Source organism: Nanhaiella sioensis (genome assembly GCF_046557775.1).
GTDB classification, from domain to species: Bacteria; Bacillota; Bacilli; order Bacillales; family SM2101; genus Nanhaiella; species Nanhaiella sioensis.
Genome location: NZ_JBKAEG010000001.1, coordinates 4192539 through 4215254, shown reverse-complemented (window position 1 = coordinate 4215254; position 22716 = coordinate 4192539). Strand labels below are relative to the sequence as shown.

The window sequence follows — 22716 nt, the reverse complement described above, 5'->3', positions numbered from 1 at the left end:
CATTGTAAGATGGGTACATACTAAAAATTGGAGGTTTTTGTTTGTTAAACTTATGTTTGAGCAGGGTATGTAAACTTTCTTAGTGACTTCGTTCATTGAGAAAGTGCCATTTATAGAGTAATAGAGAAGATATAATTCACTAAAAAAGAGGAGACTATAAATGGATATCGTTATTAAAGAAGAAATTTCAAAAGAATATAATATGACAGAAGAAATTGTTAAAAGAGCATTTTTAAATGTAGGTGATAAGAAAGAACACATTCTTGTAAATCGCATAAGAAAATCAAATGCATTTATTCCTGAACTTTCATTAGTTGCAAAAGATCAAAACAATGACATTGTAGGTCATATTCTGTTATCTAAAATAACAATCGGAGATGGTGATAACACTGCCGATTCTTTGGCACTAGCTCCACTTTGTGTTGTTCCGGAATATCAGAATAAAGGCATTGGGAGCCAATTAATTCATGCTGCACTAAAAAACGCAAAAGAGCTTGGCTACGGTTCAGTAATTGTTTTAGGACATAAAGACTATTATCCAAAGTTTGGATTTAAACCAGCTAGTTTATGGAATATCAAAGCTCCATTTGAAGTACCTGATGAAGTGTATATGGCTCTGGAAATAACAGAGAACTCTCTTGAAAATGTACAAGGTATCGTTTATTATTCAAGTGCGTTTTCGGATTAATATCTAGGTGTGATTGCAATAAAAAAAGGTTGCCTTGAAAATGTTTTAAAACAGTTTCTAAGCCAGCCTATTTTTAATTCATATATACTCTACTTATATAGGTTCACGCCTTTATAATTTGAGATCAATCAATCATTCATTTTTTTCGTTGATCTACTTTAGGGAGCTAGAAAAGTAATTCTCAATACCCAAGTATTAATTTTTAGAGAGATTAGAAATTTTTACTCCCTTCAAGCACCATATTGCTGAATAACATTTTCAGCTTGACTGTTAGTAAGGTGAACTTATGGTGAGCAACTAATTCTACTGAGTAAATACATTGCTATCTAATAACTGTTTTGTCAAAAATAAAATAATAAAAATTTAAAATATTCACAATATTATTGGAGGATTTATAATATATACAAAGAATACCTGTAATATGACACTTACAGGAGGTGTAACTTTTTTGAAACTCAAGAAACTATTATTCAATACAGCGTTAACTTTAACCATAGTAGGTTCAGGTGTTTCTGGTGCAAGTGCTGATCCGATAACTATTGATCCTGGGCCTGGTGGTGGTGGTACTAGTGATCCACCACCAATTTGCACAAGTAATGGCACATGTATCCAACCGTAAAATTACCTAAGTTTAAAAGCATGTCATTTAATATGATGACATGCTTTTATTCATCTTTTTTCTATTAAATACCTCAATGTTTGTATCTTCTGGCTGATATTGCCCATATTTTTTGGTGAATAACAATCTATGGTGTCCATTCGTCAAAAACTAATAGACTTCTTAATCATTGTGATGCGTAAATGACTTATTCAACCTATCAAACGATACAAGTAAACCCATGCGCTACAAATGCATCTCATTTGGATTTTGCTTTTTTATAGAATGGTTGCATGTTGATGGGCATGGAGCCTTGTGAAGATTCCATTCTCCCTAGATAAAAGTTCTTCGTGAGTACCATCTTCAGCTATTCCGTTTTCAGTGACGACTAAAATTCGATCTGCTTTACGAATGGTAGCTAAACGGTGAGCAATGACTAAAGTAGTACGGTCTTTGGTCAATTCATTTAAGGCTTCTTGAATGATCGCTTCTGTTTCTGTGTCTAGAGCAGAAGTAGCTTCATCGAGTATTAGTATTCTAGGATTCTTAAGGAACATACGGGCGATAGACAAGCGCTGCTTTTGACCTCCAGATAGCTTTAAACCCCTCTCCCCGATTTGGGTATCATAGCCATTCGGAAGTGAGGCGATAAGATCTGTCAAATGAGCACGTCTTGATGCCTCTTCGATCTCCTCTTGGGTAGCTGATAGTTTTCCGTAAGCAATATTTTCACGAAGTGTACCCGTAAATAAGAAAACATCCTGTTGTACTATTCCAATTTGTGAACGAAGAGATTCCTTCGTCATATCTCTTATATCAATGCCGTCAATAGTAATGGCTCCTTGTTCAATATCATAGAAACGAGGAATTAAGGAGCATATCGTTGTTTTTCCTGCCCCAGAAGGACCTACAAACGCTACGGTCTGTCCTGCTTGAATGGTAAAGGATAAGTCTATTAGAATTGGACGATTCGTCTCATATCCAAACGTCACCTCGTCAAAGGTGATATCCCCTTGTAATGTTGAAACATCTATTGCATTAGGACGATCTTCGATATCCGGTTCCCTATCCATAAGCTCTGTAAATCGTTTGAAGCCCGCCATTCCTTTTGGATATAGTTCAAGGAGAGCAGAGATTTTGTCAATTGGTTTGAATAATATATTAATATAAAGAATAAAAGCAACGAGCTCTCCATAAGATAGTGAGCCTGAAAAACTTAACCATGCACCATAAACTAGAACGAGAAGCGTCATTAGCCGTGTGGAAATATAGATTCCTGAAAGGTTCACACTCATGGTGTTGTATGCTTTTAGCTTAGATTTACGAAAGAATTGATTGTCTTTATTGAATCGTTCAATTTCGTAGTACTCATTTGTAAATGATTGAACAACTCTAGATCCTGAAACACTGTCCTCTACTCTGCTGTTCACCTCTGCGATATTACCATACATTTTTGTCCAAGCAGCATTCATTTTAATATTCGAATAGGAAATGAGCCAAACTAAAAATGGCACAATCAAAATTGCAACTAACGCAAGCTTTACATTAATAGTAAGCATAATCCAAAATGCTCCAATAAACGTCATAATAGCGATAAATAAGTCTTCAGGTCCATGGTGAGCAAGCTCTCCAATGTCCATTAAATCATTTGTGACTCTACTCATAATATGTCCAGTTTTCGTATTATCGAAGAAACGGAAGGATTGTTTTTGAACATGGTGAAACAATTCTCGCCTCATGTCAGTTTCAATATTAATTCCAAGCTTATGCCCCCAATAGTTCACTACAAATTGCATACCCGAACTAAGTAAATAGAGGACAAGAAGACCTATGGAGACAGCTATAATGGTACTCCAATTTCCTTCAGGTAATAGGGAATCAATAAACCATGATACTGCGAGAGGAAAGCCGAGTTCCAAAAGTCCAACCAACACAGCACAAACGAAGTCTAGATAGAACAGCTTCCGGTGAGGTCGGTAATAGCTGAAAAATCGTTTAATCATTTAATAGTCACCTCAGCATTCTAGTATTAAATTTCAATCTTTCATTGTATCTATAAAAAAGTTTGATAAAACAATTTAATAAATTGTTGTTTTATCTAAACTCAAATTAATAGCGGATGAATTGGCTCTCCGTCTTATGTAAAAAAAACGTTTGCTATTTACAAATCCTAGATATTAGAACATCATAAAGGATTCAAAGTATCATTTAATAGTTACAATAATATTGCTCAAAACATAAAGAAAGACGCTTTCAGTATTATAACTTAACAGCACCATTTTGTGGAATATTTCTTTTCTTATTTCATCTCATCAATGGATATGCTCTTCATGTGATAAAGGACTTCACCTACATTACCCAACGTTGATAAAAGTTTACCAGAAATTCTTTCTTGATTTCTAATATGCTTTATTTTAATTCCTATAGCTGCTCACACTATAGTCTCAAAAAAGCAGTAAAACGCTACAATAAAGTAGCGTTTTACTTGGGAAAACATAATATATAAAAGTGCATAAAGGGGAAATTTGGTTATTATTATCATACCAATTAACTAAATATTGTGATTTTGGCATAAAAGGCTATTTAGCAGGATTGGCTAGTGGTTTTGTTTAAGTTGCTTTAAACTTCTTTCACTTATATAAACATATTGATATTTGTAATATTAAAATTCAAGTACATTACATACATGCAAAAATGGATTTACAAAACACTGGTCATACTTTAATTGATTTTCTAACTTCAAAACCTTCAGTTAAATTACAACAAGTACTTATTTTTCAGAGAAGTTCGATACAGAATTCCAATTTCCGTAATGTATTTCACCTAACACCACAACAGATATACTACATGATATCTGTTGTGATTTCCTGTAAAACTAAGTGTTTTCAATATTGTTTATTTCAATGACCCAGTAGTGATTGCTTCTATATTACACAGAGTGATGGAAAGTGGAGCATTTTCAGTTGTCTCAGTCCCTTGCAATACAAAGTTTGAAATCGTCCAATCATCATCAAATTCATATATACTCCCACTAATTCCTCTTACGCAAACAGCTTGACCTAGATATTGAGTATAGTTAGAATTTGCTCCGATAGTACAACAATCACAAGTGGTAATTTGCTTTACTTCTTCTTTGACTATAGACTTACAACCACAAGGTGATGTTGATACCTTATAATTTGCCATTTGATCACCCCCTTAATGATTATTACTCCATGTTATGCTTCACTGCAATTTGATGCATGGGGTAATGCGTATATATCACAATAGGTCTATACACATTTTCCATTTACTAGTCAACAGTACAAAAAATCAAAATTATATTGCATACTCTATTTCTATAAGTTGATACCTTATATCTTGCCATTCGGCACCTCTCGAGAGCTTCGGGAGGGTACATAATTATTAAATCTAAACTTGTATGTATTACCTAGTACATACAGAGATAATTTGCATAACATAATGTACGGCCAACTACACTCATATAAACCTCTCTAAGCATGCCTCCTTTACTGATCGGCACAGGGAGGTTACATATTTTAAGGAGATGTAACATATATAAATTAGATTGTTTGGGTGCATAGTTTCATACAGTGGGGTAGGTCAATTTTGGCAGATACATACCCTCTCACCCTCCGTGTCCAACGGCCTACGGTAGAGAGGATCTTTTAGTTAATCACCTCACAGCTTATATGTTTCATAAGATTTTTTGATTATAGAGTTTTTTTGCGTTTATTATAAGATAATGAATACATAATCTTTCAATAAAGGAGTATATGTCCTATGCATATGTAATTTGATTCTCTTAACATGTGAAGGTCTTATGTTTTACCTCCTCAATTTCCTGGTTTTATTAACTAAATTTCGATTGTCGTTACAATAATTTATTGGTTTAAACAATACTGTTCAAAACATAATGAAAGACACTTTTCATTATCATTTCTGTAATAGTGCACCCCTATAAGAGTATCCTACAGCTTTTAATATATTCCCTCCTTTCCTGGTTAGTTAGTTTATCCTATTTCTTTTTAGACTCCATCTTTTCACCTCAGTATGGCTGATAATAACCTCACACAATTTCACATAGAAAATACACGAGAACTACATGCTAAAATTGTATAAATAACTATGTAAGAAAAACTATTTTAAAGGAGTGTTTCAAATGAAGAACTTATTATCTTTAACATTAGCAGGTGGAGTATTAGTGAGTGAATTAATTGGAGTCTCAGCGACTGGTGCACAGACAACACAAGATTTAGACGAAAGACTAGAGCCATATGCGACGGAATTTGAAAATGGTACAATGGGATTTGATCTATCAGAAATTCCCCAAGATTTACTTAATGAATTAAATGACAGTAACCTTTCAAGTGGTAATTACGAACTGATTGCTATTGAGACTATTGACGAGGAAACAGGTTCTAGCTTGTCAGTTGAGGAATTTTCTAAAGAATTCTTCACTATTGAGATAGATGAAGAAACCGGTGAAGTAATCGGTTCTAGTTTGTCTGATGAAGAACTAGCTAAGTTTTTAGAGGAACGGGAAAATGCTGGACCAGTTGAAGTTGAAGAGATTGACTTAGGCTCTGAATAAAAAACATGACTGAAAACACCGATTTCCAAAGTGAAGTCGGTGTTTCTATATTAACCACATTGTCCATTGAGTTTACTATAAACCTGTACTCTTTTTTTATTTAAACATTTTCCAATCATGCACAATCTACCATATGTTCTATTAAAATTCTACTTACAAATTGTTTAAACAAAATCAATATTACATTAATTTAATAACACAATCATATATACAGTACCCATTAAATTTAGGATGTTATTTATTTTGTCAACTGCTTTGATTGAGGTCAGAACTCATAGCTTTATTTTCTAATTGAAAACTTGATTTGAAGGAACAAGTAGTTTAGCTATAGCCCTCGGTGGTAAATTTTATATATAATCAAGACTTATCTTGGTTTTACTAACATATGATTTAAAGGCTAACGATTCCACAGATAATTTTTAACTCATTTCGATTCTTTTTCGTCTTTTGAAAACCTTGTTTTGTATCAATAATATAAACTGTCTTCATTATCCAGATCCGTATATATACAGAGTTGAATTGTATAGGTCCTACTATGCCTTTCTCCTCATACTCAGTACCATCACTTAATTCAGTTTCTGTCCTAATAAGCCACTTGTTTCCTATTCCGAATTCTATATACTTCAAAAGAAACTCTCCTAACCTATTGTTTAATAAACACACCTAATGTAATTGCAATATCGATAAAACAATTAACCCTACTTAAATTGATCCTATTATTGTATGACGGAATGTTTCTCTATCATTTTTTATCGCTTTTACTAAATCAACACAAACAATAAAAAATAGAATAGGTGGAATTAAATGAAAAAAATGCTAATAATTTTTCATCTATAACCACATTTCTCCTCCATTTAATGTTTAGAGTAGTTTAATTTAGTATCTTGTTACCCAACTATTATTGTGTTTCATTAAAATTTCCAGGTGTCGCTTTGTTATAATTGACAATATTATTTTCTCTATTACATATATGTCATAACAGGAGCAGGCTTTATAATGGATGCATTTACACCATTTATAGGATTATTTTTTACTTGTTTTTTCTCATAATCGGCATAGCTATTTTATATTGGGTGATTAAACTAGCTGTTAATAACGCCATCAATGAATCAAAAATGAATAACTAGCAAACATGATTAAATTTTTCACCTTCAAATTTTTTGGAGGTGTTTTTCATCAAACATTTTTGTTATTTCGTTTACTTCACCACTTGCAATTTTATGAAGTTTTCTTCTTTTATAAAGAGTTTTATATAGTAGTGATTACAATAGGTTTGGACGTAAAACATTTGATTCTTCCATTTATTTTTTGACTCTTCCCCTTTCCGTAATTTATTTAGTTGTAAAAAAAGCTGTTAAAAAAGTAAAGATGAATCTAATACTTATAAAATGGTCCAAAGAAACTTAGATAAAATAAGTGAAAAATATTAACTAATCTTCTCACCTTCCATGACAATGGAGGTGTTTTTTTTAGATAGGTAGATTTAATAACCACTATGTTTCTTTTGTCTAATAACTTTTGACAACTTCCAATTCTAAAAATCGTAAAGCTACATAAATATATATCTGACTTTAGATTTGAAGGGAGTAAAAAAATTATGGCATTTGCATATATAGCTAATTTTGCATCTTCCACAATCTCTGTCATAGATACTAACGTTCATTCCGTAATTGCTACAGTAATACTTAATAGTTCTCCAGCTTTCATAAGCTTTTCACCAGACAGTCAGCTAGCATATGTCTTAAGTACACCAATTTCATTTACTAATAAAACTGTTTCCGTTATTGATGTGAAAACTCACACCTTAGTATCTACTGTACCTGTTGGTTTAAGCTTTAATTTGTTATTATTCAACTCTAGCGTAGTTGCTATTTCACCAGATGGAAAATCTGCGTATATTACAAACCTTATTGAAGGAACCGTTTCCGTTATTGATGTGAAAACTCATGCTACTATCTCCACACTACAAGTTGGCTTTGCCCCCAACTCATTAGCAATATCACCTGACGGAAAGTCTGTCTATGTTACAAATCTAGGAGAAGATAAGGTTTCAGTTATTGATACAAAAACACAAGCTGTAATTGCTACTATAACAGTTGGTAATAATCCAGTATTTGTTGCAATCTCTTCAACATAAAAATGAGTATCCATAATTCATATTTCAAAAGTGATAACATAAATTGCTGAATTTTAAATTAAGTATCTATAATTGATGGAATACATAGAAAGGATGAAAATATTGAATAAATTAAAACAGCCTTATAAACAAAGACCTATTCGTTTTATGGAAATACTCAACCACCATGATTGGAAATTAAAAGTTTATGGTATTTCTTATGAAAACGAATTGCCTAATCCTGATTTAATTAACCATGCTAAATCAGTCACTCTCTCAAAACTACCTGCAATTTCTGATATTGTTTATGGGGTAGGGTATATTGGAATCCATGATGGACGTGATTCGAATTTCGTATTTTTAGATTGGTGGCAAGATGAAAATGAGCTTCATCACCATGTTTTCATATCCCCTAAAGACAATCCTTCTGCGTTGATTGAAATGACTCATACAGGAATTTCAGCATGCGTTTGGGATTTAAAGATAATTGGATTTGAGAGACAAGCTTGGTTGGATTCGGTATTAAATAACCCTAAAGGACTTCCTGATTTAAATTCCTATTTAAAGTCTCATCTGAATGGAGATTTTTGATTGATGCTGAAGTTAATCATCAATATCATTAGTTGAAAGAATTAATTCTGGAGTTTCCTTAAATTTTACGTTTTGTACTTGAACATTTATCAGTTGCATCATTGAAACAATTTCGCATTTATTATTAATAACAATTTCAATAAAAGGACTGATTTGGTTTTGGATATCCTTGATTAGATTAAATCGTTTGTCTTTTTTTAGTTTTGCTCAAGTATAACTCAGCCATGAGGATCGATGAAGCTACTGCCTTGCACTGGACAGACTTGCACATTGTGAGAACGATTAATATTTCGGTTTGTCTCATCTAGTTAATGAACTTGACGTTCTATAAACCTTCCAATATATTTACCTGCTAACTGGAATAGTCTACAAAAGTTGGTTATTGCTTCTTTTCCATATTAGAACATCGGATTTTACAAAAGGGAAGAGGTAATTTCATTCCATATAATTGTATATTTAATAGGTGCTTTGATACTCTAAATTATTATGTATTACTTCGGACTTTTTTTCAATTTTGTTTTATATCCTACATAAATCAATGGGGACATGCATACGAATAGTTGCCGAAATTATCGCTCATTCATATTTACAACAATTTTAAGATATGGACTCCCAACCCCAATTTTAATTTGTAAGTATTTAATTATTTGTTAATATTTAGTTATGAATAAAAATTATACACTTTAATTTTATGCTTCCTTATGTAACCTAGACATACTCTAATTTGTCTAGGTTTTCCTTTACATTTCTACTTCTTTTATGCGAGTAACGCAGCACGTTGAAATAGCAACGAAAAGTGTTATACCATCTCTGACATCTTCAACTATTACAATTCCTTCACCTACTTCTTTAACAGTTACTGGCGCATTTTCGAATAAGAACGTTGGTACTAGCGCACTAATAATTACTTTCTTATCTATTAAGCATTTTAAACGATCTGTCGCTGGATCTTCAATACATTTACAAACACCACCACTCCTTTCTGATGGAATTAATTCTATGTCAGGATAAATGGCATTTACAGTAACAGCTTTTACCTGACTGATCGGAAAGAAACCTTCCGAGGTATCTACTCCAAATTTATTAACCTTTTCTATCAGAATTGGTTGGAAACCTGAAATGGGATCAAAATTAAACACTTCATTTTGTGTTGCTAGTACTGCAAAATTCCCCTCAAGTTGCTCTAGCACTCTCTTCATTGGAGTGGCACAACAATCACAAAAATTCTCATTTGTTTTTCTGCAAACTAAAGTTCCTATTGGATCTCACCTCCTCCTTTTATAATCATCATATGAATATAGAGGTTGAAAGGTGTGGACAATCATTCTACCTAAAGTCTGCAGCCATAATGTCCGTAAAGAATTGTCAATTCTCAACGTACCAACCTTTTTGTTTATGTCTACAAATCAGTTGCAGGATCTCCCTTTTCTACTTTCCTCCTTCTAATAGACAAAAAACTTTTCGTAATTAATAATTTAAACAAAATAATAATGGTAGTTTTATCGACTCATACCCTAACTCCTTTTTAATATGGTTACACACCTAATGATAATCGTCCAAGCATTACAGATAGATGTACATATGTTATTTAATGATTAATAAAAAAGGAGTGGTTATTGATGGAAAGTAATAATATTAATCTTACGAATTTTAATGAACAAGACTTACCAAAAGAGGATCAAAAGTTTTCATTTGCTATCGATAAGAATGGAGAAGCTATAAATCCCATGGTTGTTGAACAACAAGATGAATGTAATAATGTAATTTCATTTTGTTGTACGAGTGTAGTCCCAGATGGATTCCTTCTACCAACAATAGATCAACTGTGTATCTCTTTCGACTTTAGTGATTTGGATTGTTGTTTAGAAACATTCCAATCAACAGGGGTAGTAAACAACCCGTGCAATGGTACGTTAGAATGTCCTATTGACATAGAAGCAGTTCGTCTGGTTGGCTGTGCAAGAATGCATGCAAACTTTGGTGAATTAAAACCCAAAAAGGGTATCACACTTAATATTTCAAATACACCATGTACAATTTGTTGTGATACTACAACATGTGTTGACCAAATCATTGATTTTACATGTGGTCAAAAACCACCTTGTCGTGATTGTTTTGATATCACAGGATTTATCCCAAGTATTGATCTTACAACTGATCCATGTGGAAGACAAATTGTAATATTGAAAGTTGATTTAGTTGTAGATTTTACGGGTTGCTCCCCTAGAGAATGATTTTTCAACATTAATTCACCTGGAATTGAAAATGTGCTTTTTAATCAAACCTCAGTAGTTAATAAAACACTATCGACTGAGGTTTTTGAGGAGCATTTGGAAAATGTCCTCGATTTTTTTGTCTGGTTTGTGGGCCTTTATAGAACAATCTTTTTAGACAAATGTCCCAAACAAAAAAAACGCTAGAGCTCACAGCCTCATTGTGAACTTGCGTACGGAATACTCCCACTAGCAGAGAAACATATCAGATTAGAAAAAAAAACTTTTAAATTTATATCCTTGAAATAATATGAAACTTTTTCTAAAATTTTTGATTCTTTTTTCCTCTAAACCCCTCTATATCATCGTTCTCTTCAAGTTCTCCTTCTAAAACGATTAAACTAAAACATCGCTCCATTCTATATGGCACACCTATTAAAAACAGAATAACTTTGATTAGCTAGGACCATGATCACTGTATGGTATTCTTCCCCAGCTTAATGATACTACACCAACTTTTCTTCACAAGATGTCTACTTTTAATCCAATTGATATTTTATGGAATAAAACTTCAATTAATTTTACTAACCAATTGAATAGCAAGTTCTGTAGATTCGATTAGTGATTTGTTTCCTTTGTATTTCCTTATTTCTAATGCTTTTATAAAACAATCTTCTGCCTCATTTAGAAGGTTTAACTCTAAATAACATTTTCCTTTATGTTGTAATGCAAAGTCGATGTAGAAGTCCTTTTCAGCACCTTTACATTTGTACAGTGCTGTATCAAACATTTCCAAAGCTTGTTTATGCTGATTATTGTATTTTAAGCTTCCCCAATTCGTATAAGAGCAACTATTTCTTTAGATAACTTCTGCTCTTTGGATGCAAATTCTAAACACCAATTTAAATAAGGCATGGCTCTCTTTGGTTCTCCGTAAATCCTCAGAAAGTTTCCCATTACTCCGTTCAGATAATATTTATCTTCAACGCTAATTTTTGGATCTTGTAAGGCATCTTCTATTTCATAAATCACTTCTCTAACCTTAATAGGAGAAGAAGTTTGCTCTCGTAAAAATTGGCTCTCATCAAAATATAAAGTATTAGTTACTAAATTAATCTTTACTTTTAGATCATGAATAGAGATAATCTCCACCTCGGTTTCTTCATCATAAAAAATGTTTGCTGAACACTACAAATTTCTATGGATCAACCTAATTAATTTGTTACTTTCTAAATACCAGTCTTGAACCTTCTAGTGTCCCAGAGGAACTTCAGTGCTAACAGGCCTCATATTTATTAGTTTCACACCAATAATAAATTTTAAAAGTCCATCAATAATGGCAAATACGAGAAATGGCACATCTATAATTAATAAACCTAGAATTCCGTTTAAAATTGTGAAGCTACCTAGAAGAATCATCATTTTACCTTGAGAGAAGTAAAAACCGAAAAAGTGAATGCCTACTGCAATAAATATACTTAACCAAAACAACCTTAAATTATCGAAGCCGATGATAAACCCACAGGCTGTACACAATAGTACATTTAACAGAGTGAATAAATTATCCATCTTATTCTGAAACTTTTTATTTTCACCATATGCCAATTTCCTATTAACAAATGGTAAACCGAGAATAGCTATAAAACCAATTAAGTAACCTATTCCTAAAATGAAAGGTTGTATTAATAAATCTCCCCCAACAAGAGCTGAAAAAATAATTATGATGCCGACGTAGATTAACCACACTCCACCAGTTCTTTGTGTAGGGTACTTCGAAATCTCATCTTTATTTTTTCCCACAATACCCCTCCTGAAATATTCTGAATTTTTAAAAAACATACTTCATAGTAAAATAGTCATTTGTAACTATCTTGAAACCATTCCCTGTCCTATTGATAAATTTTAATACCCTGCTCTTACTTATTAACTATGTTCATTCATTGACCAACAGTTATCAGATTGATCACTAAACTTGTACTAGCTTTAAATGTCATCCTTAAAACAAACAGATGCTATAGACGTAAGTTGTAAGAATTTTTTAAGAATTTAATCTCCTCAAATACTATTTTCTACTAAATATTGGATTATCCTCTAAATAAACACATAAGACTACATGTAATTCCAATGTATTGAAACAAATATCAAGAACTTGTATTTTATTTGTATTTTCAGGTGAATTAGAATTATAAATCGATACAAATTTTGCCTCGATATTTAAAACGTTAATACCGACATATATTCAGGGATATCAAGAATGGTTAAATAACGGTCCTTTAGGTAAAGGAAACACCAAATAGTCCTAGGCTACAATTACTCGTAAAAATGTCATTATAAAGGGATATTTTTAATGGCTCTATAATAGTAAATATATAGCAACACCATTAGATGAACATTTCAAAAGTAGTAGTATACACGGTCAAGATCGTCATGATAGTGTATTAACAGATCTTGAGGTTAAACAAATACTGGATTACCATAAAAACAATCACAACTCTTTTTAGCATTACATATTGTCTCAATCTTGGTATATGCTTAAAGATTAATAAACTAAGTGGCTTTACTAATCTTTTTTCTCCCTCGTCTTTCCATAAGTCCACTTAATCCTTCATTTTAATAATAATTAACTCTGTGTTGTACGTTTTTACATATCAACTTTGTATCTTCTCTAGTTGCTTAACTTCAGCTAAATAACTTTCGTGAGCATATAACATTAATTCACCTCTAAATGACTAAGTAATATTCATAAAATATCCAATATTTCAACTAGTAAAGTATAAAAACAGCATTATAATTGAAGAAAGGAGGCATTATTATGGAAAACCTAAAAGAATTACTTGATTGTTTAGTTACACCACCTCACCTTGAATCCAACGATCATGCACATAAAATAGAATTTACTTTAATTGACTCGGCCGACCTATATACTTCTGAATTTCTTCAAAAATATACTAGATTTAAAAATCATAGTGAATTCTTTGAGAGTTACTCTTCTATATTTCCAGACACCTTTACTCCGTTATCAGAACAAAATAAATTTATGCAGACAAACACATCTTTTGAAACTTGGGATGAGATGTACGAATTGGCACTAGAACATTGGGAACATAGGAATTCATAGATAGCTATTTGTTCGTTATTTAAAATCATGATTTCATCTACAATGAGATTTTTCACTCTAACATGTAGTATATAATAATGATAATGGTGTGATATAAACATTCTCTCTATTAAAGCTCCCTATCAAAAATAGAGGCTGGGACAAAACCCACCTCTGAGATGAAAAAGCGGGTGAAATTTTACAAGAAGTAAAATTTCACCCGCTTTGTTTATTTTGGAATTAAAATAAGGACCACTTCTGATAAAATAAAGTTACCACACCAAATTTCATCGGAAAGAAGGGTCCTTATGTTTAAACATTATATCATGAATCAATTAATTTTGCCTTTAGATCTAGAAGTAAAATTACAAAAGAACGATATTGCCTTCCATGTCCATCATTTAGTTGAAAGTATCCCTCCGGAAGCGTTTGAACCATTTCTCCGAAATGAAGGCTGTCCTGCCTATCATCCACGCATGATGCTTAAAATAATTCTATGTGCCTACACGCAATCTGTCTTTTCTGGGCGCAAAATTGAAGCCCTATTAAAAGATAGTATTCGTATGATGTGGCTAGCTCAAGGATATGAACCAAGCTACCGCACAATCAACCGATTCCGTGTTCAACCAGAAGTGAAAGAATTAATACGTGAATGTTTCGTCCAATTCCGTTGCCAATTGATCGAAGAGAAACTTATTGATCAAGAAGCGATTTTTATTGATGGTACAAAAATCGAAGCAAATGCGAATAAATTTACGTTCGTCTGGAAGAAATCCATAGAGAACTATCATGAGAGTTTAATTGAAAAGTCAAACCAGCTGTACAATGAGTTACTTAAGAATGAAATCATACCTGAAATTCAACGTGAAACGGCTGAACAGTTATCATTGGATGAGCTCGCTCAATTGGTTCAAAAAGTAGACGATGTCGTAACCAAGTATGATAAACAAATTGAAGATACGTCAGACGTTTCAGAACGAAAAGCCTTAAGAAGTGAACGTAAGTATCCAAAACAAATTCGAAAGCAATTGATTGATTTCGTCTCACGTAAACAGAAATATCAACAAGACTTAGAAACCTTTGGCTCACGTAATAGTTATTCTAAAACAGATCCCGATGCGACATTTATGCGAATGAAAGATGATTATATGAAAAACGGACAATTGAAAGCTGGTTACAATGTACAAATCGCAACGGAAGGTCAATACACACTTGCCTATAGTTTGTTTTCAAACCCAACAGATACACGTACATTAATTCCATTTTTAGATGAAATTGAGCAACATTATTTCGAGTTACCGAACCACATTGTTGCAGATGCAGGTTATGGTAGTGAACAGAACTATAATGATATCCTTTCTAATAGAAAACGAGAAGCGCTTATTACGTATAACTTATATTTAAAGGAACAAAAGAAAAAGTACCGACAAAACACATTTAATCCCGAAAATTGGGAGTATGACGAGGAAACAGATACATATACATGTCCTAATCAAAAGCGCCTTCAATTTCAATATCATTCTATTCGCAATGACCGTACAGGATTTGAACGGAAGTTCAAAGTCTACGAGTGTGAAGACTGTTCCGCATGCCCATTCCGTTCATTATGTACAAAAGCAAAAGAAGGCAACAATCGAAAACTAATGGTGAATGAAAAATGGGAACAGCAAAAAGAATATGTAAGAGCGAAGCTTTCAGAAGAGACAACGAGTGCCATCTATCGAAAACGAAAAATCGATGTGGAACCAGTTTTTGGATTTTTGAAGGCGAATTTGTGTTTCTCTCGATTTTCTGTACGTGGAAAATCGAAGGTGGAAAACGAAATGGGCCTTGCGTTAATGGCAGTGAATTTAAACAAAATCACTGCAAACAAATAAGGTAATAGAGGTCCTACCACTCTAAATAGAAAAAAGGTGAATTTGAGCTCACTCAAATTCACCTTTTTCATTTTTTGAGGCTAGTTATGTCCCAGCCTCCTGTTAGTTTAAAAAACACATTTATTAACTTTTTTTCTTCCAATGTAAAGTAAGTGAGAGAATAATTCAAGGATATAAGGGTCGTTTGCCTTTTACATAAGCAACTTTATTATATTATTTTGTCAAAACTCTAGTTCCCCTTTGTCCCTCCAGTAATTGCAATTATCGCAACACCAACATAGGTGTTTTCATATAGATTTTATTTTTTATAAATTTGTAATAAAAGAATTTCCTGTTAGTATTTGATTAAAGGAGAGGTTGTAAAACATGAGTGCTTATATCACTTTTCTCGCTGTAATAGTTATCATTACTTTTCTTTCAGTTTTGCTATATAGAGTAAGCAAGAATAAATCAAAAAAATTTATGAAGTATATACCATCTACTGTTTCTTCATTAAGTATTGGTTTGGTTTATTTAAAAATGTCATATGTTTCACAAGGATATGATCCAATTATTGATATGGTTGTGATTATTTTTCTGTCAATTGTATTGGGATTTTCCTTATTGGGTGCAGTTTTAATAGATATAATAAATAGAAGAAAAGAAATTTCAAAATAACAAATTAAAATTAACCTCTATATAGGTCCTTATATGCATTTCTAAGCATATCTACTGTTATACAACTTGAGTTGTGACACGCTGAAATTAGCTTCTGTTTCCATACAAATGCTAAATCCTTGACTAATTCGAGCCAATTGCCTAAATAATGAGTTTCTACCTCTTTGAGCTGCGAAATTTAACGCACTTGCATGAGTAATTAGTTTTCTGGCATCTCCACTTATTCATAGGGACTCCTCTTCAATCGAAGCTGCCATCCCGGATGGGACGCCAACAGCCAAGAGTACCCTCCTATTTTTGGATCTTATTACAAAATACTTGTATTAGCCTTAATGGGTTCTAGTAATGAATCCTATCCATTGTAATATTGGAATAATATTTTATTGCTAATCTTATAACGATCTACTTTGATATTAAAATAAAAGATTTATTTTTCTTGCTGTTTTTCATAGTAGTCTTGAACACTATAGGATACAAAGCCACAATCTGTATACAATTTCAAAGCATTTTGATTCGATGTTTCTACATCTAAAAAAATCCTATACCCTTTTTCTTGCTCCCATAACACCGCATTTATTAATGCTTTTCTACCAATGCCTTTTCCTTGATGTGCTGGCAATATTGCAAATCCATATATCCAAGATTCTTCGTTGCTACGATCTATTGTAATTTTCCCAACCGTTTGTCCAACATAATCAATCATATAAAAAGATCTCGTTTCTTCTTCTTTAATCCTTTTATTAAAATCTATCGCATCTTCTCGTTCAAAATTAAAGCATTGCACATCTAATTCAACTTCGAGTTGTTGGTCTTCTTTTCTTGCTTTTCGAATCACTACATCTGGTGAAAGTGATAATGAAGTTTCTTTAAGCTTCATTTGATACTCTGAAAAGCGATAAGTATATAGATTCTTGTTCAAAAAATGTTTTGCAGAAACGGACTCAGCAGGAGCATTGAGTAAAATACTAGAGAATCCCCCCTTATTACATTCTGTTAAAGCTTCTTGTAACAGGATGGAGAAAATCCCCTTTCTTCTATATTTCGGGTGAACCATTCCACAGATCTCTATCTTAGTACCAAACCAGTACACTCCTAAAAAACCCACTAGTTTTCCGTTCTCCTCATGAAAGAAATCTCTTTTCTCTTGCGAGTTTCGTGTTCTTAATACATCCCAATTTAATTTCAATAATATTTGTTCTTCTGTTTCGCATATTTCTTGTAGTTCTTTAATTTGATTTAACACATGATCACTAAGCACTGTGAGTCTCTCCTTTCCCTTCTCTGCTAATTTTATATTAATTTCAACAAATATACACTTAAACCTGTTAACAACATTTAATCAAATTAAAGCAAGTTATTGTGAAGGAACTACAATAGTACTTGTGTTCATGGTTCATCAATAATCAATTTATTTTCCCATATATTCGTCACACCCAGTATATTCAATATGAATATTTATAATTATTCTTTATTTTAATCCACACCTTATTATCATTATTCACAATCTAAAAACACTCCAAGGGTGTTTTAGTCTTATTTAAAAGGCATTTTACTAGCGATATCTATTAAATACTGAATAAGAGTAATTAAATATGAAAGCAACAATATAATTATTGGAGTTAGTATAGTTTTATGGACACAAAAACGTTAAGTACTTAAAATGTACTTAGAAAGGTTGTGTCCGGATGGGAAACAAAAATACAGGCAAAAAATATACTCAAGATTTCAAGAAGATGATCGTTGAACTCTACCGTTCTGGTAGCTCTGTCAAAGAACTTAGTAATGAATATGGCGTATCGGAAGTAACTATTTATAATTGGAATAAGAAGTTCTCTCCTATTGAAACAGAAGATGGTTCAAGCCTTACTGCTGACGATATTTCAAAGATGCAAAAACAGATGCTTCGTCTTCAAGAGGAGAATGAAATCTTAAAAAAGGCTATGGCCATATTCGCGAAAAAGTAAATTCAGACGAGCTAATGGGCTTCATCCAAGAGAAAACGACAGAACATCCAGTGTCACTTATGTGTGAGGTATTGAATATACCTCGCAGTACATATTATCAATCATTAAATAAGGTTGAATCAAAACGTGAAAAAGAAAATAGACAAATCACTGAGCGAATGACAACGATCCATAAAGAGAGTAAAGGACGTTATGGGGCTCCAAAAATTCACCATCAACTAACAGAAGAAGGAATACACATCAGTTTGAAACGTGTTCAACGTTTAATGAAAAAAGCTGATATCCACTCTATTGTTAAAAAGAAATTCCGTCCATATAGTTCAAATGAGAAAGTTGTAAATCGAGAAAACATCTTGAAAAGAGATTTTTCAACTGCATCAATTAATGAAAAGTGGGTGGCTGATATAACTTATGTGCATACGGTGAAAGACGGATGGTGCTATTTAGCATCGGTGATGGATTTACATTCGCGAAAGATTGTCGGCTATTCCTTTTCAGAGGAAATGACAACAGACGTCGTAATAAAAGCTCTAGAAAACGCTTACGTAACTCAATTACCACCCGAAGGGTTAATTCTACATACTGACCTAGGTTCACAATATACAAGCCAAGCATTTACTGATCGTATTAAATCTTATGGTATAACACACTCCTTTAGCCAAAAAGGATGCCCTTATGATAACGCCTGTATTGAATCTTTCCACGCTATATTGAAGAAAGAAGAAGTAAATCATGTTCAATATCTAGACTATAAAACTGCCAATATCGCCATCTTTGAATTTATCGAAGCATGGTATAACAGAAAAAGAAAGCATAGCAGCATTGCTTATAAAACACCCCAAGCAATAGAAGAACTATTCAAAGACTCTGCATAAAACTTAATCTTTTTGTGTCCAAGATATTGACTCAAATCCATTATTATACTAACTGTGACATAACTTGCGTCACCAAGCATGAATGCAAAGATAAGAAAAAGAACAAAACTAATAAAAATTGATACAAAGAATGTCGCAATATTACGTGACATATATGCACTCTTTTCTAACGGTATGTATATTTTTACTTTACAACTGAAAAATATTTGATTATAAATGCCTCCTCTAGGATTTTGTTTATTGCCGTTTGATCACATTATACATTTCAAGATAGAAAATTGAATTCAAAAATATTATTTAGTTACTGCGTCCTTTACTATAATAATGTTATTTTAATTTACAAAAGACTAATTTCGAAAATTTAGCTTTCGGTACTTTATTGAAAAAAATTTCCTTTATAATAAACATATATAAAAGGGGGCTGGATCTATGAAAGATAACGTATTAGCGATATCACTATTTTCTTTAGCTATTTGTGTAGTAATAGGTAGCTTGTTTATTTCAAATGGGTTGAAAGAAAGTAGTCGGTTACTAGCTGATCATCTCCAAACTATTGATTTACAATCAACAATTCAATTAACGGAGAATAAAACTAATTCAACAGAACCATCTACAGACTCGTCATCAGAAAATCAACTATTAACACCTGAACAATTTGGAGATTATTTAGGAATAAGTGAAGATCAAGTAAACCTTTTTCTCCCTGATTCCAATGGTGATAGTCCAATCCCATATGTGAAAATCGGGAGTAGGGTTTACTTCCCTAAGACTGCAGTTGATAAGTGGTTAGTTAATGTAGAAACTTTCACTATTTCTAAAGGGGATGTCCAATAGGTGATAGATAATGTTATTGCATTATCTCCTAAATATTATAATAACTACAATTGACCTCGACTTAAAATAGTGTGAAAGATGTATTACAAGTATTAGTATCGTTATATTAAAATACTTCTCTTGTTGTGTTTGCAGCGAAAAGAACTCTCACTGTGAAATAAATGCGATAGAAATTGGATTTGCTACAGGCACAGTTGCGATTATAGAATGTGTCTTTACATCAATAACCGAGACAGTCTCCTCTGCAGCATTTCCAACATACGCTAATTTCCCATCGGGAGTAAATTCGACAAAACGTGAACCGTTACCTACCTGAACTGTTGTAATCAAAGAATGTGTTTTGACATCAATGACTGTTACTGCATTTCCATTTGTTATATATGCTAATTTCCCATCTGGAGAAAAGACTGGTCTATCAAATGGACTATTACCTATTTGTAGAGTACCAGTAATAACATTTGTTTTTGTATCTAGTACAAAAATGTTATTGAAGTCTGTGACATAAGCTGTTTTTTCATTTGGTGTAATATCTATAAAACGTGGTCTTTCTGATAAAATAACAGTTGCTATAATAGAAAACGTTTCACCATTAACGACTACCAAGTTGGGCGAATCTCTATTAAGGACATAGGCAAGTTTACCCCCATCAGTAAATTTTATATCTATAGGAACAATTCCAGTAGTTATTGTGGCTATTAATCTATGGGTTTTTGTGTCTAATACCGACACAGTTCCATCTTCACTATTTAAAACATAAACACGCTTTCCAATGGCAAATATACCTTTTCGGTTGCTATTGCTTACTGTCACTTTTCCTATTATTGTTTGCGTCTTCGTATCAATCACACAAACAGAAGCAGGCGGATTCGTAACGTAAATGAACTCTCCATCTGGTGTAATCGTAATATCAGTCGAATTAATTCCTGTTATAATATTAGCTATTACTCGTGATGTTTTTGTATCTATAACGAAAACTCCACTATTAGGGGCAAGTACATAAGCTAATTTGCCATCTGGTGCAATGGCAATAGCACTAGAATTCACAGCAACATTAACAGTTGATATTACGGAATGTGTCTTCGTATCAATGGCAGTAACTGTTCCTACACCAAGTCCGTTCACAACGTAAGCAAGTACCATAGTAACGACCTCCTTTTAATCCGCTTAAAACAGTGTATGCTCCTTACTATCCATAAATGTTTTCACGGTAAAAGTCTTGTTTTACCTTAGATCTATAAACATATTTCCACAATCCTCCATCCACTAGAGATACTTCCCTCTAATTCCTTCACCTACACACATTCATTTTTCTATAATACAAAATGAATATTAATAAGGTAACAAGTATTTTTATCCACATGTTATTAACAATATCCACAATAAAAAACACCCAAAGTAGGATGCTTACATTTTGTATACTCACTTTTATATCTTGTATTAACATACTTGTTTAATTGTGATTACCGAAAAATAAGAGATAATTCTCCCATATTTAAGGTATGAATGCTATTGCTAATGGATTTACACCGACAGGTACAGTAGCAATTAAAGAATGGGTATTCACTGCAATAACTGACACAGTCCCATCAACATTTCCAACGTAAGCGAGTTTCCCATCTGGGGTAAAAGCTACAAACAACTGTCCCTCCACTAATTGAACAGTCGCTATTATTGAATGGGTCTTAGTATCAATGACAGTTACGGTACTACCGTCTAAAGTGACTACATACACTATTTTTCCATCTGGAGTAATGGCCATACTAATTGGTTGATCTCCTTGAGCACCTACCAAAATTGTTGCAATCACGGCATGTGTTTTGGTTTCAATTACTGAGACAGAACCTTGTCCAGCCTGATTCAAGACATAAACTAATTTTCCATCTGGAGAAATAGTAATAAAAAATGGATCAACCCTTAACATCACTGTAGCTATAACGATGTGTGTTTTTGTATCAACTATTGACAAATTACGATCATTGAAGCTGGAGACATAAGCAAGTTTCCCTTCCGGAGTAAAAGCGACATCACGTGGATTACTACTGACAGATATTGTAGCAATAATAGAATGTGTCTTTGTATCTATAACTGACACAACACTAGATACAGTATTTGCGACATAAGCGAGTTTCCCATCCGGAGTAATGGAGATAACATTCGGGAAACTATCATTACCTAAGTTTATGGTCGCCATAACTGAATGTGTCTTTGTATCTATCACCGAGAGACTATTTGAACGATTATTTGAGACATAAGCAATTTTTCCATCTGAAGTAATTGCAACCTCCATAGGTTGAATACCTACAGGTACTGTAGCAATCACAACATGAGTTTTCGTATCAATAACTGAAACAGTGGAGGCCGTTTGTTCACTCCCAAAATTAACTACATAAGCCACTTTCCCATCAGGAGTACTTGCAATAGCTCTTGGTCTAAACCCAACAGCCACAGTTGCAATTAATTTATGCGTACTTGAATTTATGACGGATACTGTATTTTCTCCCTCGTTAGTCACATAAGCCAGTACCATTATTGTAGAGACCTCCTTATATTCGTTTGATAAAGTGTATGCGACAGAGTATCTTTAAATGATTTAATGATAAAAGTCGTGTATT

At 32.8% G+C, this 22716-nt stretch carries 20 protein-coding genes; 11 read left to right on the top strand and 9 right to left on the bottom strand.

Translation table 11 applies throughout. The features are described 5' to 3' along the window. The first annotated feature begins 160 nt into the window (after window positions 1–160). Window positions 161–688: a GNAT family N-acetyltransferase gene (locus tag V1503_RS19890; RefSeq protein WP_320259312.1), complete on the top strand. Its 528-nt coding sequence runs from the start codon at window positions 161–163 to the stop codon at window positions 686–688. A 448-nt stretch (window positions 689–1136) separates the two neighbouring features. Further along, window positions 1137–1307, top strand: coding sequence for a hypothetical protein (locus V1503_RS19885; RefSeq protein ID WP_410628876.1), 171 nt, complete (start codon window positions 1137–1139; stop codon window positions 1305–1307). A 257-nt stretch (window positions 1308–1564) separates the two neighbouring features. On the opposite strand, the gene V1503_RS19880 is transcribed toward V1503_RS19885, so the two are convergent. Both V1503_RS19880 and V1503_RS19875 read right to left on the bottom strand, forming a co-directional pair. After that, window positions 1565–3289 carry an ABC transporter ATP-binding protein gene (locus tag V1503_RS19880; protein WP_214483125.1) on the bottom strand — a complete coding sequence of 575 codons (1725 nt, stop codon included), beginning with the start codon at window positions 3287–3289 and terminating at the stop codon, window positions 1565–1567. An 892-nt stretch (window positions 3290–4181) separates the two neighbouring features. Further along, complete coding sequence (locus V1503_RS19875) at window positions 4182–4472, bottom strand: hypothetical protein (protein WP_410628875.1); 291 nt, start codon at window positions 4470–4472, stop codon at window positions 4182–4184. Window positions 4473–5448: 976 nt separating this feature from the next. Between V1503_RS19875 and V1503_RS19870 the strand changes: the two genes are divergently transcribed. After that, window positions 5449–5880: a hypothetical protein gene (locus V1503_RS19870; RefSeq protein WP_410628874.1), complete on the top strand. Its 432-nt coding sequence runs from the start codon at window positions 5449–5451 to the stop codon at window positions 5878–5880. A gap of 390 nt (window positions 5881–6270) precedes the next feature. On the opposite strand, the gene V1503_RS19865 is transcribed toward V1503_RS19870, so the two are convergent. Continuing rightward, the gene (locus V1503_RS19865; RefSeq protein ID WP_410628873.1) at window positions 6271–6507 is read right to left on the bottom strand and encodes a DUF3977 family protein; all 237 of its coding nucleotides are present in this window, start codon (window positions 6505–6507) and stop codon (window positions 6271–6273) included. 970 nt (window positions 6508–7477) lie between these two features. Here V1503_RS19865 and V1503_RS19860 point away from each other — a divergent pair. After that, the gene (locus V1503_RS19860) at window positions 7478–8017 is read left to right on the top strand and encodes a YncE family protein (RefSeq protein ID WP_410628872.1); all 540 of its coding nucleotides are present in this window, start codon (window positions 7478–7480) and stop codon (window positions 8015–8017) included. 102 nt (window positions 8018–8119) lie between these two features. Then, on the top strand, window positions 8120–8587 hold the full coding sequence (locus V1503_RS19855; RefSeq protein WP_410628871.1) for an isochorismatase: 468 nt from the start codon (window positions 8120–8122) through the stop codon (window positions 8585–8587). A gap of 740 nt (window positions 8588–9327) precedes the next feature. Here V1503_RS19855 and V1503_RS19850 read toward each other — a convergent pair. Continuing rightward, window positions 9328–9786, bottom strand: a complete 459-nt coding sequence (locus V1503_RS19850) for a hypothetical protein (RefSeq protein ID WP_214483119.1) — start codon at window positions 9784–9786, stop codon at window positions 9328–9330. A 420-nt stretch (window positions 9787–10206) separates the two neighbouring features. Between V1503_RS19850 and V1503_RS19845 the strand changes: the two genes are divergently transcribed. Next, window positions 10207–10821 carry a hypothetical protein gene (locus V1503_RS19845; RefSeq protein WP_410628870.1) on the top strand — a complete coding sequence of 205 codons (615 nt, stop codon included), beginning with the start codon at window positions 10207–10209 and terminating at the stop codon, window positions 10819–10821. 801 nt (window positions 10822–11622) lie between these two features. Here the strand turns inward: V1503_RS19845 and V1503_RS19840 are convergent. Together V1503_RS19840 and V1503_RS19835 are read right to left on the bottom strand one after the other, a co-directional pair. Beyond that, window positions 11623–11952 carry a hypothetical protein gene (locus tag V1503_RS19840; protein ID WP_410628869.1) on the bottom strand — a complete coding sequence of 110 codons (330 nt, stop codon included), beginning with the start codon at window positions 11950–11952 and terminating at the stop codon, window positions 11623–11625. Window positions 11953–12051: 99 nt separating this feature from the next. Then, on the bottom strand, window positions 12052–12600 hold the full coding sequence (locus V1503_RS19835; RefSeq protein ID WP_410628868.1) for a DUF6609 family protein: 549 nt from the start codon (window positions 12598–12600) through the stop codon (window positions 12052–12054). 1012 nt (window positions 12601–13612) lie between these two features. Here V1503_RS19835 and V1503_RS19830 point away from each other — a divergent pair. From V1503_RS19830 to V1503_RS19820, 3 genes are all read left to right on the top strand, one after another. Then, entirely contained in the window at window positions 13613–13918 is a 306-nt protein-coding gene (locus V1503_RS19830) for a hypothetical protein (protein ID WP_410628867.1), read from the top strand. Window positions 13919–14205: 287 nt separating this feature from the next. Then, window positions 14206–15774 carry an IS1182 family transposase gene (locus V1503_RS19825; RefSeq protein WP_410628866.1) on the top strand — a complete coding sequence of 523 codons (1569 nt, stop codon included), beginning with the start codon at window positions 14206–14208 and terminating at the stop codon, window positions 15772–15774. Between the two features lie 366 nt (window positions 15775–16140). Continuing rightward, window positions 16141–16431: a hypothetical protein gene (locus V1503_RS19820; RefSeq protein WP_320259320.1), complete on the top strand. Its 291-nt coding sequence runs from the start codon at window positions 16141–16143 to the stop codon at window positions 16429–16431. Window positions 16432–16858: 427 nt separating this feature from the next. Here the strand turns inward: V1503_RS19820 and V1503_RS19815 are convergent, their stop codons facing one another. Further along, a complete protein-coding gene (locus V1503_RS19815; protein ID WP_410628865.1) occupies window positions 16859–17689 on the bottom strand; it encodes a GNAT family N-acetyltransferase in 831 nt (276 codons plus the stop codon). Between the two features lie 427 nt (window positions 17690–18116). On the opposite strand from V1503_RS19815, the gene V1503_RS19810 reads away from it, so the two are divergent. Then, a protein-coding gene (locus tag V1503_RS19810; protein WP_410628864.1) for an IS3 family transposase occupies window positions 18117–19270 on the top strand; the annotation gives its coding sequence in 2 pieces (ribosomal slippage) (window positions 18117–18369 and window positions 18369–19270; 1155 coding nt in all). 429 nt (window positions 19271–19699) lie between these two features. Next, complete coding sequence (locus tag V1503_RS19805; protein WP_410628863.1) at window positions 19700–20104, top strand: helix-turn-helix domain-containing protein; 405 nt, start codon at window positions 19700–19702, stop codon at window positions 20102–20104. A gap of 147 nt (window positions 20105–20251) precedes the next feature. Here the strand turns inward: V1503_RS19805 and V1503_RS19800 are convergent, their stop codons facing one another. Both V1503_RS19800 and V1503_RS19795 read right to left on the bottom strand, forming a co-directional pair. Further along, window positions 20252–21244 carry a cytochrome D1 domain-containing protein gene (locus V1503_RS19800; protein ID WP_410628862.1) on the bottom strand — a complete coding sequence of 331 codons (993 nt, stop codon included), beginning with the start codon at window positions 21242–21244 and terminating at the stop codon, window positions 20252–20254. A gap of 352 nt (window positions 21245–21596) precedes the next feature. Beyond that, window positions 21597–22631 (bottom strand): cytochrome D1 domain-containing protein, encoded by a 1035-nt coding sequence (locus tag V1503_RS19795; RefSeq protein WP_410628861.1) that lies wholly within the window; start codon window positions 22629–22631, stop codon window positions 21597–21599. Window positions 22632–22716 lie beyond the last annotated feature (85 nt).